At 63.6% G+C, this 18,426-nt stretch carries 12 protein-coding genes; 4 read left to right on the forward strand and 8 right to left on the reverse strand.

Annotation, left to right across the window (positions count from 1 at the left end):
* Window positions 1-3 precede the first annotated feature (3 nt).
* From AC097O_RS21625 to AC097O_RS21645, 5 genes are all read right to left on the reverse strand, one after another.
* On the reverse strand, window positions 4-1,095 hold the full coding sequence (locus AC097O_RS21625; protein WP_479595043.1) for an oxidoreductase: 1,092 nt from the start codon (window positions 1,093-1,095) through the stop codon (window positions 4-6).
* Window positions 1,096-1,141: 46 nt separating this feature from the next.
* Complete coding sequence (locus AC097O_RS21630) at window positions 1,142-3,274, reverse strand: EAL domain-containing protein (RefSeq protein WP_479595044.1); 2,133 nt, start codon at window positions 3,272-3,274, stop codon at window positions 1,142-1,144.
* A 79-nt stretch (window positions 3,275-3,353) separates the two neighbouring features.
* Window positions 3,354-4,532, reverse strand: coding sequence for a rhomboid family intramembrane serine protease (locus AC097O_RS21635; protein WP_479595045.1), 1,179 nt, complete (start codon window positions 4,530-4,532; stop codon window positions 3,354-3,356).
* A gap of 11 nt (window positions 4,533-4,543) precedes the next feature.
* Window positions 4,544-4,948 carry a group II truncated hemoglobin gene (locus tag AC097O_RS21640; RefSeq protein WP_479595046.1) on the reverse strand — a complete coding sequence of 135 codons (405 nt, stop codon included), beginning with the start codon at window positions 4,946-4,948 and terminating at the stop codon, window positions 4,544-4,546.
* A gap of 184 nt (window positions 4,949-5,132) precedes the next feature.
* Complete coding sequence (locus tag AC097O_RS21645) at window positions 5,133-6,974, reverse strand: peroxidase family protein (RefSeq protein WP_479595047.1); 1,842 nt, start codon at window positions 6,972-6,974, stop codon at window positions 5,133-5,135.
* 209 nt (window positions 6,975-7,183) lie between these two features.
* On the opposite strand from AC097O_RS21645, the gene AC097O_RS21650 reads away from it, so the two are divergent.
* Window positions 7,184-7,798: a response regulator gene (locus tag AC097O_RS21650; RefSeq protein WP_479595048.1), complete on the forward strand. Its 615-nt coding sequence runs from the start codon at window positions 7,184-7,186 to the stop codon at window positions 7,796-7,798.
* A 1-nt stretch (window position 7,799) separates the two neighbouring features.
* Here AC097O_RS21650 and AC097O_RS21655 read toward each other — a convergent pair whose 3' ends face one another.
* Entirely contained in the window at window positions 7,800-9,575 is a 1,776-nt protein-coding gene (locus AC097O_RS21655; protein ID WP_479595049.1) for a hybrid sensor histidine kinase/response regulator, read from the reverse strand.
* A 206-nt stretch (window positions 9,576-9,781) separates the two neighbouring features.
* Between AC097O_RS21655 and AC097O_RS21660 the strand changes: the two genes are divergently transcribed.
* A complete protein-coding gene (locus AC097O_RS21660; RefSeq protein ID WP_479595050.1) occupies window positions 9,782-10,957 on the forward strand; it encodes an AI-2E family transporter in 1,176 nt (391 codons plus the stop codon).
* A gap of 257 nt (window positions 10,958-11,214) precedes the next feature.
* Here AC097O_RS21660 and AC097O_RS21665 read toward each other — a convergent pair whose 3' ends face one another.
* Both AC097O_RS21665 and AC097O_RS21670 read right to left on the reverse strand, forming a co-directional pair.
* Complete coding sequence (locus AC097O_RS21665) at window positions 11,215-13,734, reverse strand: ABC transporter permease (protein ID WP_479595051.1); 2,520 nt, start codon at window positions 13,732-13,734, stop codon at window positions 11,215-11,217.
* A 72-nt stretch (window positions 13,735-13,806) separates the two neighbouring features.
* Complete coding sequence (locus tag AC097O_RS21670) at window positions 13,807-15,609, reverse strand: diguanylate cyclase domain-containing protein (protein WP_479595052.1); 1,803 nt, start codon at window positions 15,607-15,609, stop codon at window positions 13,807-13,809.
* 132 nt (window positions 15,610-15,741) lie between these two features.
* Here AC097O_RS21670 and AC097O_RS21675 point away from each other — a divergent pair, with 132 nt between their 5' ends.
* Together AC097O_RS21675 and AC097O_RS21680 are read left to right on the forward strand one after the other, a co-directional pair.
* Window positions 15,742-16,665 (forward strand): SMP-30/gluconolactonase/LRE family protein, encoded by a 924-nt coding sequence (locus AC097O_RS21675; RefSeq protein ID WP_479595053.1) that lies wholly within the window; start codon window positions 15,742-15,744, stop codon window positions 16,663-16,665.
* Window positions 16,666-17,210: 545 nt separating this feature from the next.
* Window positions 17,211-17,801: an SGNH/GDSL hydrolase family protein gene (locus tag AC097O_RS21680; RefSeq protein ID WP_479595054.1), complete on the forward strand. Its 591-nt coding sequence runs from the start codon at window positions 17,211-17,213 to the stop codon at window positions 17,799-17,801.
* The last annotated feature ends 625 nt before the right edge of the window (window positions 17,802-18,426 follow it).

Below are 18,426 nucleotides of genomic sequence, written 5' to 3' on the forward strand. Positions count from 1 at the left end.
GCGCTAACGCAAATCCCCCGTCGCCACCCAGCTCCCCTGCCCCGCGCTCTGCGTGCCGCGCTCCAGCATCGCCATCACCTGGCGCACCTGGTGCGGGGGCACCGGGGCGGCGCTGGACTGGCCCAGCAGGTAGTCGCGCACACCGGCGTAGTACTGCAAATAGTTGCCGGGCGTGTCGGGCGTGGTGGAGCTGATGTGCTGGCCATCCACGATGCGCAGCAGTTGGCCGGGCAGCGGGTCGCCACCCCAATCGTCCAGGCTTTCCAGCTGCGGGCGTGCTCCGGCCTTCAGCGTGTCTTCTTGCGTGTCCAGCCCGAATTTGGTGAACGAGCCGCCCGTGCCGTGCAGCACAAAGCGCGGGCCGCTGGCGGCCACGCAGGAGCTGGCGTGCAACACCACGCGCAGGCCGGGGTGGCTGGAGGGGTAGCGCAACTGGGCGTGGAAGTAATCGTTGGTTTGCGTGCCTTCGCGCTGGCGGGCCACGTCGAGCAGCAGGCCGTCGGGCACGCCGAAGAGTTGCAGGGCCTGGTCTACCAGGTGCGCGCCCAGGTCCATCCACAAATCAGAGCCGGGAATGTCCTGCTCGCGCCAGCGGCCGGGAATGACCTGGCGGAAGCGGTCAAAGTGCGATTCAAAGTGCGTGATGCGCCCCAGTTGCCCGCTGGCCAGCACCTGCTGCAGCAGGAAGAAGTCGCCATCAAAGCGGCGGTTCTGGTAGACGGTGAGCATGCGCTGGTGCTGCGCGGCCACGGCCAGCAAGTCCTCGGTCTCGGCCAGGGTGACGGTGCAAGGTTTGTCCACCACCACGTGCTTGCCCGCCAGCAGCGCGGCACGCGCCAGGGCGTGGTGGCTGGCGTTGCTGGTGGCAATGACCACCAGATCGATGGCCGGGTCGGCAAACGCGGCCTCGGGCGTGGGCACCACTTTGACATCTGGCCAGTCTTTGTTGACCGCCTCGGGCTTGCTGGAGCAAATGCACGCCAGTTCCAGGCCGGGCACGCCATCGATCAGCGGCGCATGGAAGACGCGGCCCGCGAGGCCGTAGCCGATGACGGCGACGCGGATGGGGGCGGTGAGCGAGTGGATGTGGGTCATGGTGTCTCGGGGGTTGTCTATGGCCCCAGCGTACACCACCGCCAGCTCACTGCGTCGCCTTGTGCCAGGCGTTCAGGTAGGCCGGTACCTTGTCGGCGGGCATGGCCGGGCTGTACAGCCAGCCCTGGAAGAAGTCGCAGCCCAGGGCTTGCAGCATGTCGCGCTGGTCGGCTTGTTCCACGAACTCGGCCACCACGTACACGCCCTGGGAATGGCCCAGGCGGCAGACGCAGCGGATGATGTCCTGGTCTACCGGGTTGTGCAGCACATTGCGGGTGAGCACGCCGTCGAGCTTGATGGCGTAGACCTTGAAGCGGTGCATGTACAGCAGCGAGGTGCAGCCCATACCGAAGTCGTCCATCGACAGCGACAAGCCCATGGCCTGGAGCTCGGCCAGAGTTTTGTCGGCCTGGGCGGTGTTGGCCAGGGTGCGGCCTTCGGTGATTTCGATGTCGATGTCCTTGCTCTGGATGCCGTGGGTGCGCAGTGCATCGGCCACGGTCTGCGCCCAGGTGCCGGACTGCAGTTGCACCGGCGACATGTTGACCGACACGGTGAAACCAGTGAAGCCCGCCTTCTGCCACACGGCCAGGTCCTGGCACACCTGCTGCACCACCCAGGCCCCGATGTGGTGGATCAGGTCGCATTCTTCGGCCACGTTGATCAGGGCGGCGGTAGGCACCGGGCCGTGGCTGGCGTGGGTCCAGCGCAGCAGCGACTCCAGCCCAACCACCCTGCCCTGGGCATCGTGCTGGGGCTGGTAGGCCAGCGTGACGCGCGGGGAACCGATATCGGCCTGGAAGTCGCGCACCAGGCAGCGGGCCACTTCGCCCACCGCGTCGGCCCGGTCCAGGGCCCCGGTCTGGGCTTCCACCTCGGGGGACATCAGCACGTCCAGCGCCGACTTGAAAAACGCCTGGTTGCGCTGCATGCGCGCGTTCTCCAGCTGGCGCACAAACGGGGCGTACATCAGGGTGCTGCTGAGCAAGCACAGGACCTGCACGCCCACGCCGCTCCAGCCGCCGGTCATCAGGTAGCCCGAGATGAAGATGGGTGTAGACCAGATCACCGGCTGGCCGTCCAGCGGCATAGCAAACACCGAATACGCCAGGGTGGCAATCAGGCAATTGAGCAGCGGCGCGGCGATGAACGGCAGCAGCAGCGTGCGGCTGAGTACCAGCGGAATGCCAAACAGCAGCAGCTCGTTCATGTTCAGCAGAGCGGGCAGCACCGAATACCAGGCCAGCCGCCGCAGCGAAGCGTCTTTGCCCTGGGTGATGCAGTACAGAATGAGCCCCCAGGTGGCGCCCGCCCCGCCGTTGTGCACAAAGGTGTTCAAAAACATCATTGAGATCAGGCTGTCCGAATGCAGTGCGTTGGCCGGTGCTACCAGGCCCGAAGCGCTGGACACCGCGTACAGAAACTGCCCGCCGTTGACACCCACCATCCACAGCAACTGGTTGAGCAGCACCATGCCAAAGTTGAGCACGTCCCCGCTGGGGCCCAGCTGCAAAAACCACGCCCACCCCTGCCCCAGCAGCGGCCCGACCACCGCGTCCGACAGGCCGCGCCACAGCCCGTGGGCCAGCCACACCGCCAGCAGCGTCAGGGCCGCCGTGCCGGTCATGTGCAGGGCACTTTGCAGCGACACGCCACCGTCCACCCCGGCCATGGTGGTGTGGCTGGGCAGCCAGCGGCCCAGCAGGCGCATCAGTTCGGCGGCGGCCACGCCCACAATGATGCTTTGGAACGCGCTGGCATAGCCCAGCACCTCGAAGGCGGGCGGGTCACGCAGCACCACCAGCAAAAAGGCGCTGGCCGCCACCATGGACACGGTGACGATGGAGCGGTCGACCCGCCGGTCCTGCGCCCGGCTCAGGGTGGTGGTGCGGGCGGCAATCACCACCGTGCCCATCAGTCCCATGGTGCCCAAGGTGGCGTAGTACAGCAGCATGGCGGTGGCGTGCCAGCCCGGGCCAAACTGGGCGTTCATCCACTGCACATACGGGGCATACGGAAGCTGCGCCACGGTATTGCCCATGACCCCCAGCACCGTGACCGGCAGCAGCGTTACATAGGCCTCACGGATGGCCTGCAGCCACAGGCGCAGGCGGCGCTGCAGGGCCTGGGGCCAGACCGCCGTGCCATCCCGCCGTTCCCCCGTGCTGCCCATTTCCATGCGCTGTACCCCCAAAGTTGAAACAAGCTTAGCCCATACTTTGCGATGCCATGCATACAAAATAAAACACTGGACGGGTTCAACGCCGGGGTGGTTGGGGCGGGGGCGGTGGTGGGCCGGGCGGCAACGCCAAGCGCCGGACCGACGCTTGCATCAAAGCCTGCAGCGCAGCCATGCGGGCCGGGTCGACCGGCTGCGGAGTGCTGCTGCCGGGCGGGGTGACCGACTCCATCGCCTGCATTTCGACCATCCATGCCGCCTGTTTCCGCACCGCTTGCAGCAGCGCGTTGCGCGGGTCCTGGGGGGGCAGCCAGGCGGCGGCCAGTTCGGCCTGCGCCTTGCGGAATGCGGGCGCGTGCACGCTGCGGCTGCGCTCGTCCGCCTGCTGCGCCGTCAGCTTGCCCGCCCGCAGCCATTGCGACTCGATGCCCAGCTGCCGCATTGCCGCGTTGAAGCTGCGCATGCCCTGCTCAAAGGCCGCCGCGCCGGTGTACTTGCGCTGAAAATCCACCGTGGCTGGCGGTGCCAGCAGCACCAGCCCGCCGACCAGCATGGCCAGGGCGGCCCCCGCCAGCAGGGCCCGCCCCCGCGCCTGGGCAGGCGGGCCCTGCGGGTCGGGCCGCACCGGCAGGATGCACGCCAGCAGCGCCCCGGCCAGCAGCCCGCCGACATGGGCCGCGTTGTCCACGCCCGCCTGCAGCAACCCCTGCGCCAGCGAAAGCACCACAAACAAACCCATTCCCTGCAGCATCTGTTTGCCAAACAGCTGGGGCATGCTGTCGCGGTGGCGCAGCACGGCCACCAGTACCACCCCGGCCAGCCCGAACACCGCCCCCGAAGCCCCGACAGACACGGTGGTCTGGGCCGCAAAATGCAGGCTCAGGGCGCTCCCGGCCAAGGCCGACCCCAGGTACATGGCCAAAAACACCCGGTGGCCGTAGATGCGCTCGGCCGTCTGCCCGATGGCCCACAGGCCCAGCATGTTCATCACCAGGTGGACGATGCCGCCGTGCACCACGGTGGCGGTCAACAGCCGCCACACCTGGCCGCGCTGTACCTCGGAAGTGGCATTGCCGCCCCAGTGCAGCAGCAGCTCGGCCGGGGGCGTAAACAGGTTCGCCCCCTGCACCACCATCAGCACCCACATCGCCGCATTCAGCGCGATCAGCCCGTACGTCACCCAGGTCTGGGGCACCAGGGCGTGCAGCCAGTCCTGGAGCTGGCGCTCTTCGCCTGCGGCGGAAGGGGTGGGCTGCAAACGCGGCACCGTCACACGCCCTGGTTGCGCATCCAGTCGGCGGTCTGGAAAAAGCTGTCGCGCAGCCGGGCGCGCAAAGCCGCGTCTACGCCGGTCTCGCCCATCGCCTGGTCCATGCAGGCCAGCCACTGGTCACGCTCCAGAATGCCGATCTTGAACGGCATATGCCGGGCCCGCAGGCGCGGGTGGCCAAACTGCTCGGTGTAGTACTGCGGCCCGCCCAGCCAACCGCACAAGAACCAGAACAGCCGCTGGCGCGCGTTCTCCAGCTCCGGGCCATGGGCGGCCCGCAGCGCACCATAGCCGGGCTCCAGTTCCATCAGGTCGTAAAACCGCTCCACCAGCGCCCGCACCGGGGCCTCGCCGCCGATCCATTCAAACGGGGTGGCGGCGGGGGCTTTCTCTTGGATCTGCATAGTGGAAATAAAAATTTATAAGAAATACGGTGCTAGCGCTTATACCAAGGGCGCAAGCAGCTATAAAAAGCAGAGCATGCAGGCTGTGGGGCTGGTAGGCAGTGTACGGGCCGCATGGTGCGTTGAAACAAGAATGCCCGCCAGGATGCATCCCGGCGGGCATTTTTAAGAAACAAAAATGAATCTATGGAGGGCTAGGTGGCGTAAATCCAAATTTGGCCAACACTCCTCCGGAGTTTTGTACATTTCTTCTAACCAAATCTTCCAAAGAATTGGTATTTTTAATTATTTCAAGACCCCTGGCTGTAAAAGTATCTTCGTTATAAATATTTTTTGATAACAAAGGATTGGTATGAATATGTGTCATGGCATCGTAACCCACCATGGTTGTCATTAAATCTCCATATAACCTACCGCCACTGGGTCTTTCGGCATACAAGCCCACGATGAACTCGAGCTTTTCAATATCCCCGCCGTACAAGCCTATTAACTCATCTTGTAGCGGTCCTTTATCCATAAGTTCATCAAAATTTTTAAACCTAGGCAAGCTAAAGTTCTCACGATATGCATTATAAGACTGCAGCCTGATGTCGCGCGCCATTTGCAAAGCGGCGACTTCAGCCCTCATTAAATATGAGGGCGAATTCTTCAAACAAATAGATCCGGCTGATTGCATGGAGAGTTCAGATATCGAATTCATCAACCCCACGGATTCGAATAATTTGTTATTGCAACGATATATCTCCTGCTCCACATCCTGGTTGTTTATTTTTATTCTATCCGGTATCAAGCTATGCCAGCGATACAACAAATCAAACTCAGCCGCAATCCAATTGGTTCTATACCATGGCTCGCGCTCAGCGAATTTTTCATCCAATTTTATTAGATTATTATTTGTAAGATGCGCAATATAGACCTCCGTCACCAGCTTGATTAAAAGCACTATATTGATATTTCTAGCGGTCTGAAATAACCTCTCTTCGTCCCAGCCAGCATTTTCCCCTCTCAGAATTCCCACCAATCTATTGTGTTCACGCAAAAACAAGGTACTGATGGCCACGTAACCAACGGACGAATTACCTTGTTCGAGTCCGGTTGCATAAAAGCGTGAATGTCTATCTGTAAACGTAGGGAACAAACGACCCATCTCTTTAACGCATGGCAGGTTTTCGTACTGGGGTTTGACTCCATCTTTGACATCGTTTTCATTGATGTGAAAATAATCCGGATATTCTTCGTCACCATTTTTTCGACTTGCCAGGGTTGCCAATATCTCGCCATTCTTGCCATGTGTACGCAGTGCGGTTGTAGTGTCTTCATGCAATCCATAAATTTGACATAAATCAATCTCATGGTTGGAGGTATTTTGGCGTCGGTCATCCCATTTAAACCGCAGGAAACTATCGGTAAACCACTGGGCAAAAAACATGAACAGCACGGACGATCGATCCGTTTTCATGGCATTGACTGGTCGCTGAAACAAAGCAGCTACATCGTCTATTTTGGGCGGCAAGCTATCGATATAGCTCTGGGCTGCCGGTTTCATATGCCGACCCGAATAGTCACGACGGGTGAGTGAAGGCCAGGAGGTGTAGTCTGAAACATAGCCCGGATCACCAGGAAAAGACTGGGGTACGCTGGGCTTGCCGGGGCCACCGGGCAAATCAGGTTTGCCAGGCCACAGGCTGTACTGTCTGGGTCGGGGACGGGTCGATTTGGCAAGGCGGTTGACCAGCAGTTTGCTGACAAGCGACAGCGGAACCAAGGGGTTGGCCGTACCTATGCCCAGGTCCCTCAAAATATCTCGCATGGGCTTGTTCGGATTAAAGGCCAGGGAGGCGGTGATGAGCACATCATCAATCACCACTTTGGTCACGAAATTGGGAAGCGGGCTCGCGGGGGTTGGGGCACCAGCTTCGGCGGGTGCTGCGCCTTGGTAGTAGGTTGCCTGCGCAAAGCTCTTAGCCAGCTCCGCGCCATTGACCATTAAATTTCCGGGCACAACCCATGTCTCTTGATTCGGCATCGAAACTCTCCTTGGAGTGCAATCTGCTGCAATGAAATCGCAACGGTCTCGGGGCGCAGGACGTGCGATCTTCCAGCCTGCCAAGCCAGTATCTCCCCCGCTTCCCTACACCAACATCCCCAAAACAGAGGATGTAATTGCACACAAAAAGCAGTAACTTACATACGCTTTACAAAAAAATTGCGAGGGTAACCATGGTCTGCGCCTCTATGCGGATACTTTTGGTGGACGACCACCAGCTTTTCTCCAACGGCCTGCGCATGCTGCTGCATGAGCTGGCTCCGGGCGTAGAGATCCTCACCGCGCAAAGCGTGGCGCAGGCACTGCGGGTGCCGGGGCCCCTGGACCTGGTGCTGCTGGACCTGCACCTGCCCGATGCCCGGGGTCTGGACGGGCTGGCGCGCATTCGGCAGCAGAGGGAGGGCACGCCGGTGGTGATCGTCTCGGCCGACGACAACCCTGCCCACATCCGCCAATGCATACAGCAGGGGGCCATGGCGTTTGTGTCCAAAACCGCCCCGTCCTCCGAGCTGTTTGTGGCCCTGCAACGCGTGCTGGCGGGTGAAACCTACCTGCCACCCGGCAGCATGCTGGCATCTTGCGAACTCGCTGGCCCGCAAGTGCATTTGTCGCCACGCCAGCAAGAGGTGCTGGCCAAGGTGGTGCAAGGCAAGTCGAACAAGGTGATTGCGCGCGAGCTGGGCATTTCGGACACCACGGTGTGCAGCCATGTGGCAGCGGTGTTGGCGGCGCTGGACGCGCACACCCGCACCGAGGCGGTTTACCGGGCCGCGTCCATCGGGCTGTCGATGGCGATGGCTTAAATCACGATGCGCTGGCCTGGCGAATGTGCGCCACCAGCGCGTCCAGCGTGACCGGTTTGTGCAGCAGCGGATAGCCCGCCTCGTGGGCCTGCTGCAGACGGTCGGGGGCGGTGTCGCCGGTGATGAGCAAGGCATACACCCCGGGATGCACGTTGCGCACCGCCTGTATCGCGTCAAACCCGGTTTCGTGGTTGCGCAGCCGCAGGTCGGAAATCACCATGTCCACCGCATGGCTGCGGGCCTGTTCGACCGCCTTGGCCACGCTGTCGGCCAGCAGGACCTGGCAGCCCAGCTCTTCCAGCAGTAGCGACATGCCTTGGCGCACGTCCACCTCGTCGTCCACCACCAGGATGGTGACCGATGGCAGACTGCCACTCGCCGCACTGACGCCCGCCAATTGGACTTCGGCCATGGCCTCTGCCAGGGGCAGGCGCAGCGTGAAGCGGCTGCCATGGCCCACCGCCGACTCCAGTCCCAGCGCGATGCCCAGCAAGGCGCATACCCGCTGCACGATGGCCAGCCCCAGCCCCAGGCCCTGGGAGCGGTCGCGTTCCGGATTACTGACCTGGTAGAACTCCTGAAAAATCAGCTGCTGGTGGTCTGGCGCGATACCCATGCCCGTGTCGACCACTTCCACGATCGCATGGCCCGACTGCACCTTGACGATCACATTCACGCCGCCGTGGGAGGTGAACTTCAAGGCGTTGCTGGTGAGGTTGCCCAGCACGCGCTGCAGCAGGTGGGCATCGGTCATGGCCAGCACGGGCCCTTCGCAATAGGTCCGCAGCGTCAAACCCTTTTGCTGGGCCAAACCCGCCTGCACGGCCACATGGGCCTGCACCAGCTGGTCCAGCCGGTGGGCCTGCATATCGGGCACCACAATGCCCGCGTCCAGCTTGGAGATGTCCAGCAAGCCGTCCAGTTGGCCCGACAGCGACTGGTTCACGCTGCCCAGCATGTTGACGATCTCGCGGCTGCGTTCGTCCAGCGGGCGCAACCCCAAGGCAGCCAGCAGTACACCCATGGAATGCAGGGGCTGGCGCAGATCGTGGCTGGCTGCGGCCAGAAACCGGGTTTTGGCGCGCCCAGCCTGGCGCGCCTCTTCCAGGGCCGCTTCCAATTGCTTGTTCAGCGAGTGCTCGGCAAAACGGATGCGACAGGACGAGTCGAACAGTCGGAAAACGTCCTTGCCCAGCGCTGCAAGGTACAGCTGGTAGATCACGATGAGCGCACCCATCATCGGCCCTTCCCAAGCCACATCACCCGATCTTGTAGACAAGGTCCACCCCAAACCCAGTGACAACAGCTGGGGCATGGAAATAAAGAGATACAAGCGCCGATACCCGCCGGTAGCCACGACCGCGGCAGTGGACGTGGACATCATGATGAGCGAGACCAGGGCCTTCTCTGCATCACTAAACCTGCCGAACGCCAGAACCTGTAGCGCCAAGATGGTGCTGGTCAGCAACATCACCAGACCAACGCGGTACGGCGCTTCGCTCCCACTGCCAACAAACCGCTCCGCGAAAGCATACCGCCAGACCATGACCAGCAATACCGCCGCCATCCATGCGAAAGGCAAAGGGCCGGGGAAGCGGTAGTGCATCAAGCCGAAACCCATCAGTGCACCGCACACCATGGTCACGGTTCCCCGCTTGTTCTGCTGCAGATAAATCACCACAAACTGGTCGCGCACAAAGGCCAACTGCGCGGCCTCGTCAGCGCGCCCCGTGGGCACCGACGTCGGCGCTGTGGTGGGGCTGGGAGTGGTGGCCATGGGCACAGCATAGCCAGACATGCCGGGGTTTTCACCCTCCAAATGGAGGAGGGATCGCGGGCAAACATCTGCTAATGAAGCGGCGGCCGCACGGGTTTTCATGGCGAAATAGGCCCTCTGCGCTTATTCCACCAGCGTGACAAGCTACTAAAATAGTAGCATACAATGTTTGTATACGACAACCAGACACACCCAAGGACTCCGCAATGAACCACCCTACCCCGGAGCTGCCTGACCCGGGCGCTCCCGTCCCCTCGTCGGAGTCCGACCGGTCACGCCGCGTGGTGCTGCACATGCCGGTGGATGTGCGCAGCTTTGCCCTGGGGCTGTTGGCCCTGCTGGCCAGCATCTACACCCTGCACTGGGCGGCGGCGGTGTTTATTCCGATCATGGTGGGCATTCTGTCCAGCTACGCCCTGTCGCCGGTGGTGGACTGGTTCCATGCGCGCCGGGTGCCACGCGCATTGAGTGCGGCGGTGCTGCTGCTGGGCATGATTGGCGGCGTGGGCGGACTGGCGTACTCGCTCAGCGACGATGCCAGCAAACTGGTCGAGCAACTCCCCGCCGCCACCCAGAAGCTGCGCAGCGCCCTGCGCACCCTGCCCGGCGCGCCGCGCAACACCTTGACCACCGTGCAGCAAGCCGCCTCGCACCTGGAAAAGGCCGCCGAGGAGACCAGCCGCTCCGTGCCCATCGGTCCGGGCGTGCAACGGGTGCAGATCGTCAAGCCCCGGTTTGACATCCGCGACTACGTGTGGGACGGCAGCCTGGGCATCGTGGGCCTGCTGGGGCAGCTGGGCACGGTGTCGCTGATCACCTTTTTCCTGATGGCCTCGGGCGACAGCTTCCGGCGCAAGCTGGTCAAACTGACCGGCCCCACGCTGAGCCGCAAAAAGATCACCCTGCAGGCGTTGAACCAGATCAACGAGCAGATCCAGCGCTACATGCTGGTGCAACTGTTCACCAGTGCCCTGGTGGGCGTGGTCACCTGGCTGTACTTTGTAGCCATGGGGCTGGAGCAGGCGGCGGTGTGGGGCATTGCCGCCGGCGTGCTGAACCTGGTGCCCTACCTGGGCAGCGTGGTGATTGCGGCGGGCACGGCGATGGTGGCGTTTTTGCAGTTTGGCTCGCTGGAGATGGTGTTGCTGGTGAGCGGCGGCTCCCTGGTGATCCACGCCATCGTCGGCTTCCTGCTGACCCCCTGGCTCACCAGCCGCGCCAACCAGATGAACCCCGTGGCGGTGTTTGTAGGCATGCTGGCCTGGGGCTGGCTCTGGGGTTTGTGGGGCCTGCTGCTGGGCGTGCCCATCCTGGTGGCGGTGAAGGCAATCTGCGACCGTGTGGACGATCTCAAGCCGGTGGGGGAGTTTCTGGGGAATTAGGCATAAAAAGTGCCTTCTCCGCCTATTCCATGGGCAGAAATGAGCGACTCCCCCGACCAGTGCTGCCGCCAGGCGCTGGAGGCGGTGGATACCTGCGTGGCCCAGGCCTGGCAGGTTGCCAAAAATTTATAGGAAATCAGCCGCTTGTGCTTATTCCACCAGCGCAAACAGCTATTAAAAAAATAGTGCCAGGACTTGCGCAGCGCCCCTGTATCGCCCTTCGGGCTTACAGGGGGAACTTGCGTAAGTCCTGAGTCCTAAGCCGTAGCCCGCCGCAGCGTCTCCACCACAGGGCGACGCAGTACATCGCGCAGGCCCCACCAGCCAGCGGCCAGGGCCAGCAGGGCACCGGCGATGGCACCGAAAACGGGCACCCACAGGGAGCCGTGCCATTCGAACTCGAACACAAAGCGGGTCAGCGCCCAGCCCACGGCCACGGCCACCAGGCTGGCCAAAAAGCCCGCCAGCAGGCCCACACCGGCCAGCTCGGCGCGTTGCACCTGGCGCAGCAGGCTGCCGGGTGCGCCCAGGGCCCGCATGATGGCGAACTCGCGGGCGCGCTCTTCGCGGGTGGCGGTGATGGCGGCAAACAGCACCACCAGCCCGGCGGCCAGGGTGAAGCCAAACAGGAATTCCACCGCGCGGATCACCTGGTCCAGCACGCGCTGCAACTGGCCCAGGGTACTGCTCAGGTCCACCGCCGTGATGTTGGGGAATTGGCGCACCAGGGTGTTGTCAAAGCCCTTGGTGGCCGGGGCCTTGAACGCGCCCAGGTAGGTGATGGGCACCTCCGGCATCTGGCTGACCGGATAGATGACGAAGAAGTTGGCCCGCATCGAACCCCAGTCCACCTTGCGCAGCGAGGTGATCTTGGCATCGGTTTGCGCCCCGCCAATGTCGAAACGCAGGCTGTCGCCCATCTTCAGCTTCAAGGTTTCGGCAATGCCCTCTTCGACGCTGATAGCACCGGCTTCTTCGGCCGTCCAGGTACCCGCCACCAGCGGGTTGTGCGGGGGCCGGGTGGCGCTGTGGGACAGGTTGAATTCGCGGTCCAGCAGGCGCTTGGCGCGATCGTCCTCGTAGTTCTCGGGGGCCACCGCCTTGCCGTTGATGGCCACCAGGCGGCCCCGGAACATGGGGTACCAGTCGTAGTTTTTCACGCCTGCTGCGGCCAGGTTGGCCTGGAAATCGGCCGCCTGGTCGGGCATGACGTTGATGACGAAGCGGTCGGGCGCATCCGGCGGCGTGGCCTGGCGCCAGCTCTGGATCAAATCGGTGCGCAGCAGCACCAGCAAAATCAGCGCCAGCAGGCCCACGGCCAGGGCGCTGATCTGCACCACGGCGTAGGCCGGGCGGGCCGACACCTGGCGCGTGGCCAGCACCAGCCAGCGCGGGGCGGTGGCCTCGTTCACGCTGCGGCGCAGCAGCTTCACGGCCACCCAGCCCAGGCCCGCAAACACCAGCACGGCGGCGGCAAACCCGCCCACCGCAATCAGGCCCAGGGTGATGTCGCTGCTGGCCGCCAACAGCAGTGCGGCAAAGCCCAGCACGCCCAGGCCCAGCACGCCGATGGACGTGGGCTTGAGGCCGCCCACGTCGCGGCGGATCACCCGCAGCGGCGGCACGGCGGCCAGTTGCAGCACGGGGGGCAGGCCAAAGGCGAACAGCAGCGTCAGCCCCATGCCCATGCCCAAAGCGGCAGGCCACCAGGTGGCGGCGGGCAGGCTGGCATCCACCAGGCCCGCCAGCAGCAGCACAAACCCATAGTGCACGCCAAAGCCGATCACCAGCCCCAGCGCGCTGGCGAAGATGCCCACCAGCGCGAACTCAAACGCGTAGCTCAGTGCAATGGTGCGCTGGCCCAGGCCCAGCACGCGCAGCATGGCGCAGTCGTCCAGGTGATTCGCCGCAAAGCCGCGCGCGGCCAGGGCCACGGCCACCGCGCTGAGCAGGGCCGACAGCAGGGCCACCAGGTTGAGGAACTTGTTGGCGCGGTCCAGGGTTTGGCGCATTTCGGGGCGGCCACTCTCCAGCGACTCGATGCGCACGCCCCGGGTGTCGGGCTTTTTGACCTCTTCGGCGGCCCACTGCACGTAGCGCTGCACGGCGGGGTCGGCCCCGGCCACGGCAAAGCGGTAGTTGATGCGGCTGGCAGGCTGGATGAGCGCGGTGGCGGCCATATCGCTCTGGTTGAGCATGGCGCGGGGCGAGAAATTCAGGAAACCACCGCCCCGGTCGGGTTCGATGGCGATGGTTTGGGTGATGCGCAAACGGCTGTCGCCCAGCAGCAGGCTGTCGCCGATTGCCAGGCCCAGCGCGTCGAGCAGCGAGGCATCGACCCACACCGTGCCGGGCGCGGGAATGTCGCGGGTGGGGTGCGGCGCGGCACCGGGGGCATCGGCAATCTGCAGGCTGCCACGCAGCGGGTAGCCGGGCACCACGGCTTTCAGCGCCACCAGCTTGCTGGCCCCGCCCTGCGCGTCGTCGGCCCGGGCCATGGTGGCCAGGGTCAGCGTGCCCACGGTTTGCAGGCCCTGCGCCTGCGCTTGCGCCAGAAAGGCGGCGGGGGTCGGGTTGTCGCTGGAGACCACGGCATCGCCGCCCAGCAGTTGCCGCGCATCGCGCTGCAGGCCGCTTTGCAGCCGGTCGGCAAAAAAGCCCACGGCGCTGAGTGCGGCCACGGCCAGGGTCACGGCCACGATGAGCAGGCGCAGTTCGCCAGAGCGCAGGTCGCGCCAAAGGGTGCGCCAGCCGAGGCGCCAGAAGGTAGTTTGCATAGGGCCGTACCTTAGTCGATTTCGCATCCACCCCGCAGTTTGTCGGCTATAGGGCGGCGGCAGGTTTCCATCTCAGGCCAGGATGGGCACCACGGCGTGCGCATCTGCGGCAAACGCGTAACCGTCGCGGCCCCGCTCCTTGGCGCAGTACATGGCCAGGTCGGCGGCATGCATCAAGCTGCCCAGATCTTCGCCATCGACGGGATAGCAGGCAATACCGATGCTGGCACCCACTTTGAGCCCTATGCCGTTAAAAATCACGGGCTGGGAGACCAGCCGCACCAGGCGCTGGGCATGGGCGGCCAGGGTCTCGGTACTGGGCGCATCCGACAGCAGCAGCACAAATTCGTCGCCCCCCAGGCGCGCCACGATGCCCTGCGCGCGCGCATCGGCCTGCAACCGCCGCGCCACGGTCACCAGCACCTTGTCGCCTGCCGCATGGCCATATTCGTCATTGACGGGTTTGAAACGGTCCAGATCGAGCAGCAGCAGTGCGGCCTGCCCGCCCTGGGCCAGTACGCGGGGCCCGTAGTGCATCCAGCCAGCGCGGTTGAACAGGCCGGTGAGTGCGTCGGTCTGCGCGGCCCGGGTGAGCTGCTGGGTGCGCTGCCCCAGCTCGCCATTCAACTCGCGCATGCGCCGGATGCGGCTGCCCAGTGCCACCACAAACACGGTGATCTCCACCACGATGCCCACTTGCAGCGCTTCGTAGTGAAACGGCAGGTTCAGCACCCCAAAATTGTTCAGGGTGGTGCAGATGGAGGCCGCAAACAGCACAGACAGGCCTGCGATGTACCAGGCCGCCGGCCGGAAACCACTGCGCCAGGCCCACACTGCGCCGGTGAACATCAAAACCGGAGCCACCAGCGCCATGGCCTGGGTCAATGCCAGCGACCAGAACAACTGGCCCACCAGCGCCAGGCACAGCGCCATCGCACACACCGGCACGGTAGCCAGCAAACACCGGGCCAAGCGGGGTGTGTAGCGCGACAACTCCAGAAAGCTCAGGCCAAACAAGGTAGCAAAGGCAATCCACAAGGGCGGCATGGCCACGATGGCGTTGGGCACCCATTCGCGCGCGCCCGCCAGCAGATAGCGCGCGGTATGGCCGTTCAGGGTGACCAGTGTGCCCAGGGCAAACAGGCACGCATAAAAGTTGAAGGCATACAGCCCCTCGCGAAACACAAACAACAGCATCAGGTTATAGACCAGCATGCCAATCAGCAGGCCATAACAAATGCCGTTGAACAGCGACCGGCCCTGCTCGGCCTGGCCGAACTGGATGGCATCCCAGACCGCAAAGCGGTAGTACTCGGGGAAATCCGACACCGTGCGCAGGTAGATGGTGTAGTCGCCCGGCTGGTCGAGCTGGAAACGGTACACAAAACGGTCGCCTTCCAGCGCGGGCTGGGCAGGCGCTTCGGTCACGCTGCGCACCCAGGGTACGGCCAGGGCATTGCCGTCGGCATCAAAAGGCCCATAGGCGCTGAAGTGGCGCAGCGCCGTAGTGGTGCTGTCGATCAGCCACGCGCCCCGGGTGCCGTCCTGGCGCAAGCGGATCTTGAACCAGCGCGCATGCAGATCCAGGCCAGACTGCTGGACCGTGTTCGGAGGGACGGTAAAACGGGCATCCACCGCAGGCGTGCGTACCTCTGCAAGCCCCAGCGTCCCGTCGGGATCTTCCAAGAATCCGATTTTGCCGACCAGTGGGGTGCCGCCCGCAGTCTGGCTCAACACCACCAGCGGCACCTCGACCGCCTGTGCACCGGGGGCTGCCGCAACCGCATAGATCCAGGCCCACACCAGTACCCACACGCCCGCCCATCGCCGCGCGAAGCAGTACGGGATCCATCGCAGGTAAAAGGTGGGTAACAAAGTCGCCTTTCGGACAGTGGCTTCAAACATTGTGAACCACCAAGGGCCCGATGGTTTCACTTGTTACGCGTGTTGCGAAGCGCTACAAAGCCCATGCATACTGGTTCCTTGACAAAAATACAAAGGCGTCCTATGTGGCAACCCAGTACCCGCTACCCCGACCCGGCTATCGCCGTGTTGGACCCGCGTTTTGAACGCTACCACCTCTTCAACGCCGCCGTGGAACGCATCGCCACCGGCATGCGCTGGGCCGAGGGACCGGTGTGGTTTGGCGACGGCCGCTACCTGCTGTGGAGCGACATCCCCAACAACCGCACCATGAAGTGGGAAGAGCAGACCGGCGCGGTCAGCGTGTTCCGCCAGCCGTCCAACTTCGCCAACGGCCACACCCGCGACCGGCAAGGCCGCCTGGTGGGCTGCGAGCACGGCGGCCGCCGCGTGGTGCGCACCGAGTACGACGGCAGCATCACCGTGCTGGTCGACCAGTTCAACGGCAAGCCGCTGAACTCGCCCAACGACGTGGTCGTCCACTCCGACGGCAGCGTGTGGTTTACCGACCCGCCCTTCGGCATCCTGGGCCACTACGAAGGCTATAACGCCACGCCCGAGCAGCCCACCTGCGTCTACCGCTTCGACCCCGCTACCGGCCAGTGCAGCGTAGCCACCGACGCGGTGGACCGGCCCAACGGCCTGTGTTTTTCGCCCGACGAGCGCTTGCTGTACGTGGTCGAGTCCGGCGCCACGCCCCGGCGCATCCGCGTCTTTAACGTAGACGGCACACGCCTGACCAACGACCGGGTGTTCGTGACCTGCGCCGACGGCGAGAGCCCCGACGGCTTCCGCTGCGATGTGGACGGCAACCTCTGGGCCGGTTGGGGCGGCCCCCCCGGTCGCGACGGCGTGGTGGTCTTCGCCCCCGACGCCACCCCCCTCGCCCACATCGCCCTGCCCGAGCGCTGCGCCAACCTATGCTTCGGCGGCCCGGCCCGCAACCGCCTGTTCATGGCGGCGAGCCAGTCGGTGTATGCCTTGTATGTGGGGACGCAGGGGGTGTAGCTCGGTGGAGCCCGGCGGGGTCAGATCCCCATTGCGCGACGGGTGCTGGCGGCAAAGAGAGAGCGCCATCCGCATTGGGGCTCCCTCCTCCGGGCGGTTCTCCGTGACGGACGGTGGCGGGATTGCGTCTTCTGGGTGCCATGGCGATCCTCGGCCGGGTAGTGCGCCCGGCGGCGCAGTCACCTTTCTTTGACCGCCAAAGAAAGGTAACCCAAAGAAAGGCGCCCCAACTGTCTGCGCCCTCCGCTAGCGCTGCGGGAACCTGCGGTGCTCGCTTTGGGCGGGGTCTGGCTAAACTCGCCTGCGGCTCAGACAGACGCCAGCCCTGATCCGCCTAAAGCTGCGCTCCTCGGCGCACACAGATGGGGACCCCGGGGAGCGGGATAGGCCCGGCTGCGCCGGGCATCGCGCCTGGGGCGCGAGTAGGGTGGGTGTAGATGCTGCTCTTTTGATAGTCAAAAATAGGAGCTGCTTGCGCTTATCTGATGGGCGCAGATGGTCATTTTGGCACCTGAAAATAAGCCTAAATATCTGAAAACAACTCGATGAAACAGATTGTGCTGATTGGCGATTCCATTCGCCTGGGTTACCAGGGTGCCGTTACCCGTGCGTTACGGCACGAAGCGGTGGTGACGGCTCCGGCAGAAAACTGCCAGTCGAGCGTCGAGGTCCGGGAAAACTTCCGCGAATGGATAGCCGCTGCCAACCCCGATATCGTTCACCTGAACTGCGGCCTGCATGACCTGAGGATAGACGCTGGGGACAGTGCCCACCGCGTCCCGATCGACGTGTACGCCGACAATCTTGCAGCGATATTCCAACGGGTCGTAACGGGCGGCAAGCGCACGCTCATCTGGGCAACGACCACACCGCTGATCGAAGACCGGCACCAGCGGTCCCGGCTGTCACGGCGCTACGAGGCCGATATCGCGCGCTATAACGCAGTGGGGCTGGCCGTCGCGCGCCAATACGGCGCTACCGTGAACGACCTCCACGCTGCAGTCCTGCACGCAGGCGCAGCTCGGCTACTGGGGCCCGATGGGGTGCACTTCACGGAGGACGGCAGCGCTTTTCTTGCCGAAACCGTGGTCACCTCTGTGCGAAGCGTCCTCCATGGTGGCACCCAGTCGGTCTAGCAAGCAGACAGCCAGGGGCAGGCCAAACCCATTGCCTCCTGCCTTTGTACCTACAGAACTGGACTTCGTTTTTGATAGTAAAAAATAAGAGCTGCTTGTGCCCATTCCATCAGCACGGAGGGCTGATTTGGCACCTGAAAAATGGCCTGGAAACCTGAAATTGGCAAGATACACCACCCCAGCCAAACGCCCCTAACCTCGCGCCCTAGGCGCGATGCCCGGCAAAGCCGGGCCGATCCCGCTCCCCGGGGTCCCCATCTGTATGCGCCGAGGAGCGCAGCTTTGGGCGGAAAAGGGCTGGCGTTGTTTGAGCGCAGCGAGTTTAGCCAGACCCCGCACAAAGCGCGCACCGCAGGTTCCCCGACGCGAGAGCGGCGGGGCGCAGACAGTTGGGGCGCCTTTCTTTTGGTATCTTTTCTTTTGCGTAAAAGAAAAGATACTGCGCCGCCGGGCGCACCACCCGGCCGGGGATCGCCATGGCACCAAGAAATCCGTCAGCGTCAACCCGCCAATAGGGGTCGGAGCCTCATGGCACTAGGATAAGAAGAATTGCCCTGCAAGCAAGGGGTGGGCAGAGCCGCTGACAGTGATAGTCTGGAGTTGCAAAACGAACCAGAAATCAAAA

Source organism: Rhodoferax sp. LS1P39, from assembly GCF_056521425.1.

Excerpts from the sequence above, each read along its gene's own strand:
- AC097O_RS21630 (WP_479595044.1), bottom strand. The coding sequence starts at position 3,274 with ATGGAAATGGGCAGCACGGGGGAACGGCGGGATGGCACGGCGGTCTGG.
- AC097O_RS21660 (WP_479595050.1), top strand. The coding sequence starts at position 9,782 with ATGAACCACCCTACCCCGGAGCTGCCTGACCCGGGCGCTCCCGTCCCC.
- AC097O_RS21625 (WP_479595043.1), bottom strand. The coding sequence starts at position 1,095 with ATGACCCACATCCACTCGCTCACCGCCCCCATCCGCGTCGCCGTCATC.
- AC097O_RS21640 (WP_479595046.1), bottom strand. The coding sequence starts at position 4,948 with ATGCAGATCCAAGAGAAAGCCCCCGCCGCCACCCCGTTTGAATGGATC.
- AC097O_RS21645 (WP_479595047.1), bottom strand. The coding sequence starts at position 6,974 with ATGCCGAATCAAGAGACATGGGTTGTGCCCGGAAATTTAATGGTCAAT.
- AC097O_RS21680 (WP_479595054.1), top strand. The coding sequence starts at position 17,211 with ATGAAACAGATTGTGCTGATTGGCGATTCCATTCGCCTGGGTTACCAG.
- AC097O_RS21650 (WP_479595048.1), top strand. The coding sequence starts at position 7,184 with ATGCGGATACTTTTGGTGGACGACCACCAGCTTTTCTCCAACGGCCTG.
- AC097O_RS21665 (WP_479595051.1), bottom strand. The coding sequence starts at position 13,734 with ATGCAAACTACCTTCTGGCGCCTCGGCTGGCGCACCCTTTGGCGCGAC.
- AC097O_RS21675 (WP_479595053.1), top strand. The coding sequence starts at position 15,742 with ATGTGGCAACCCAGTACCCGCTACCCCGACCCGGCTATCGCCGTGTTG.
- AC097O_RS21655 (WP_479595049.1), bottom strand. The coding sequence starts at position 9,575 with ATGGCCACCACTCCCAGCCCCACCACAGCGCCGACGTCGGTGCCCACG.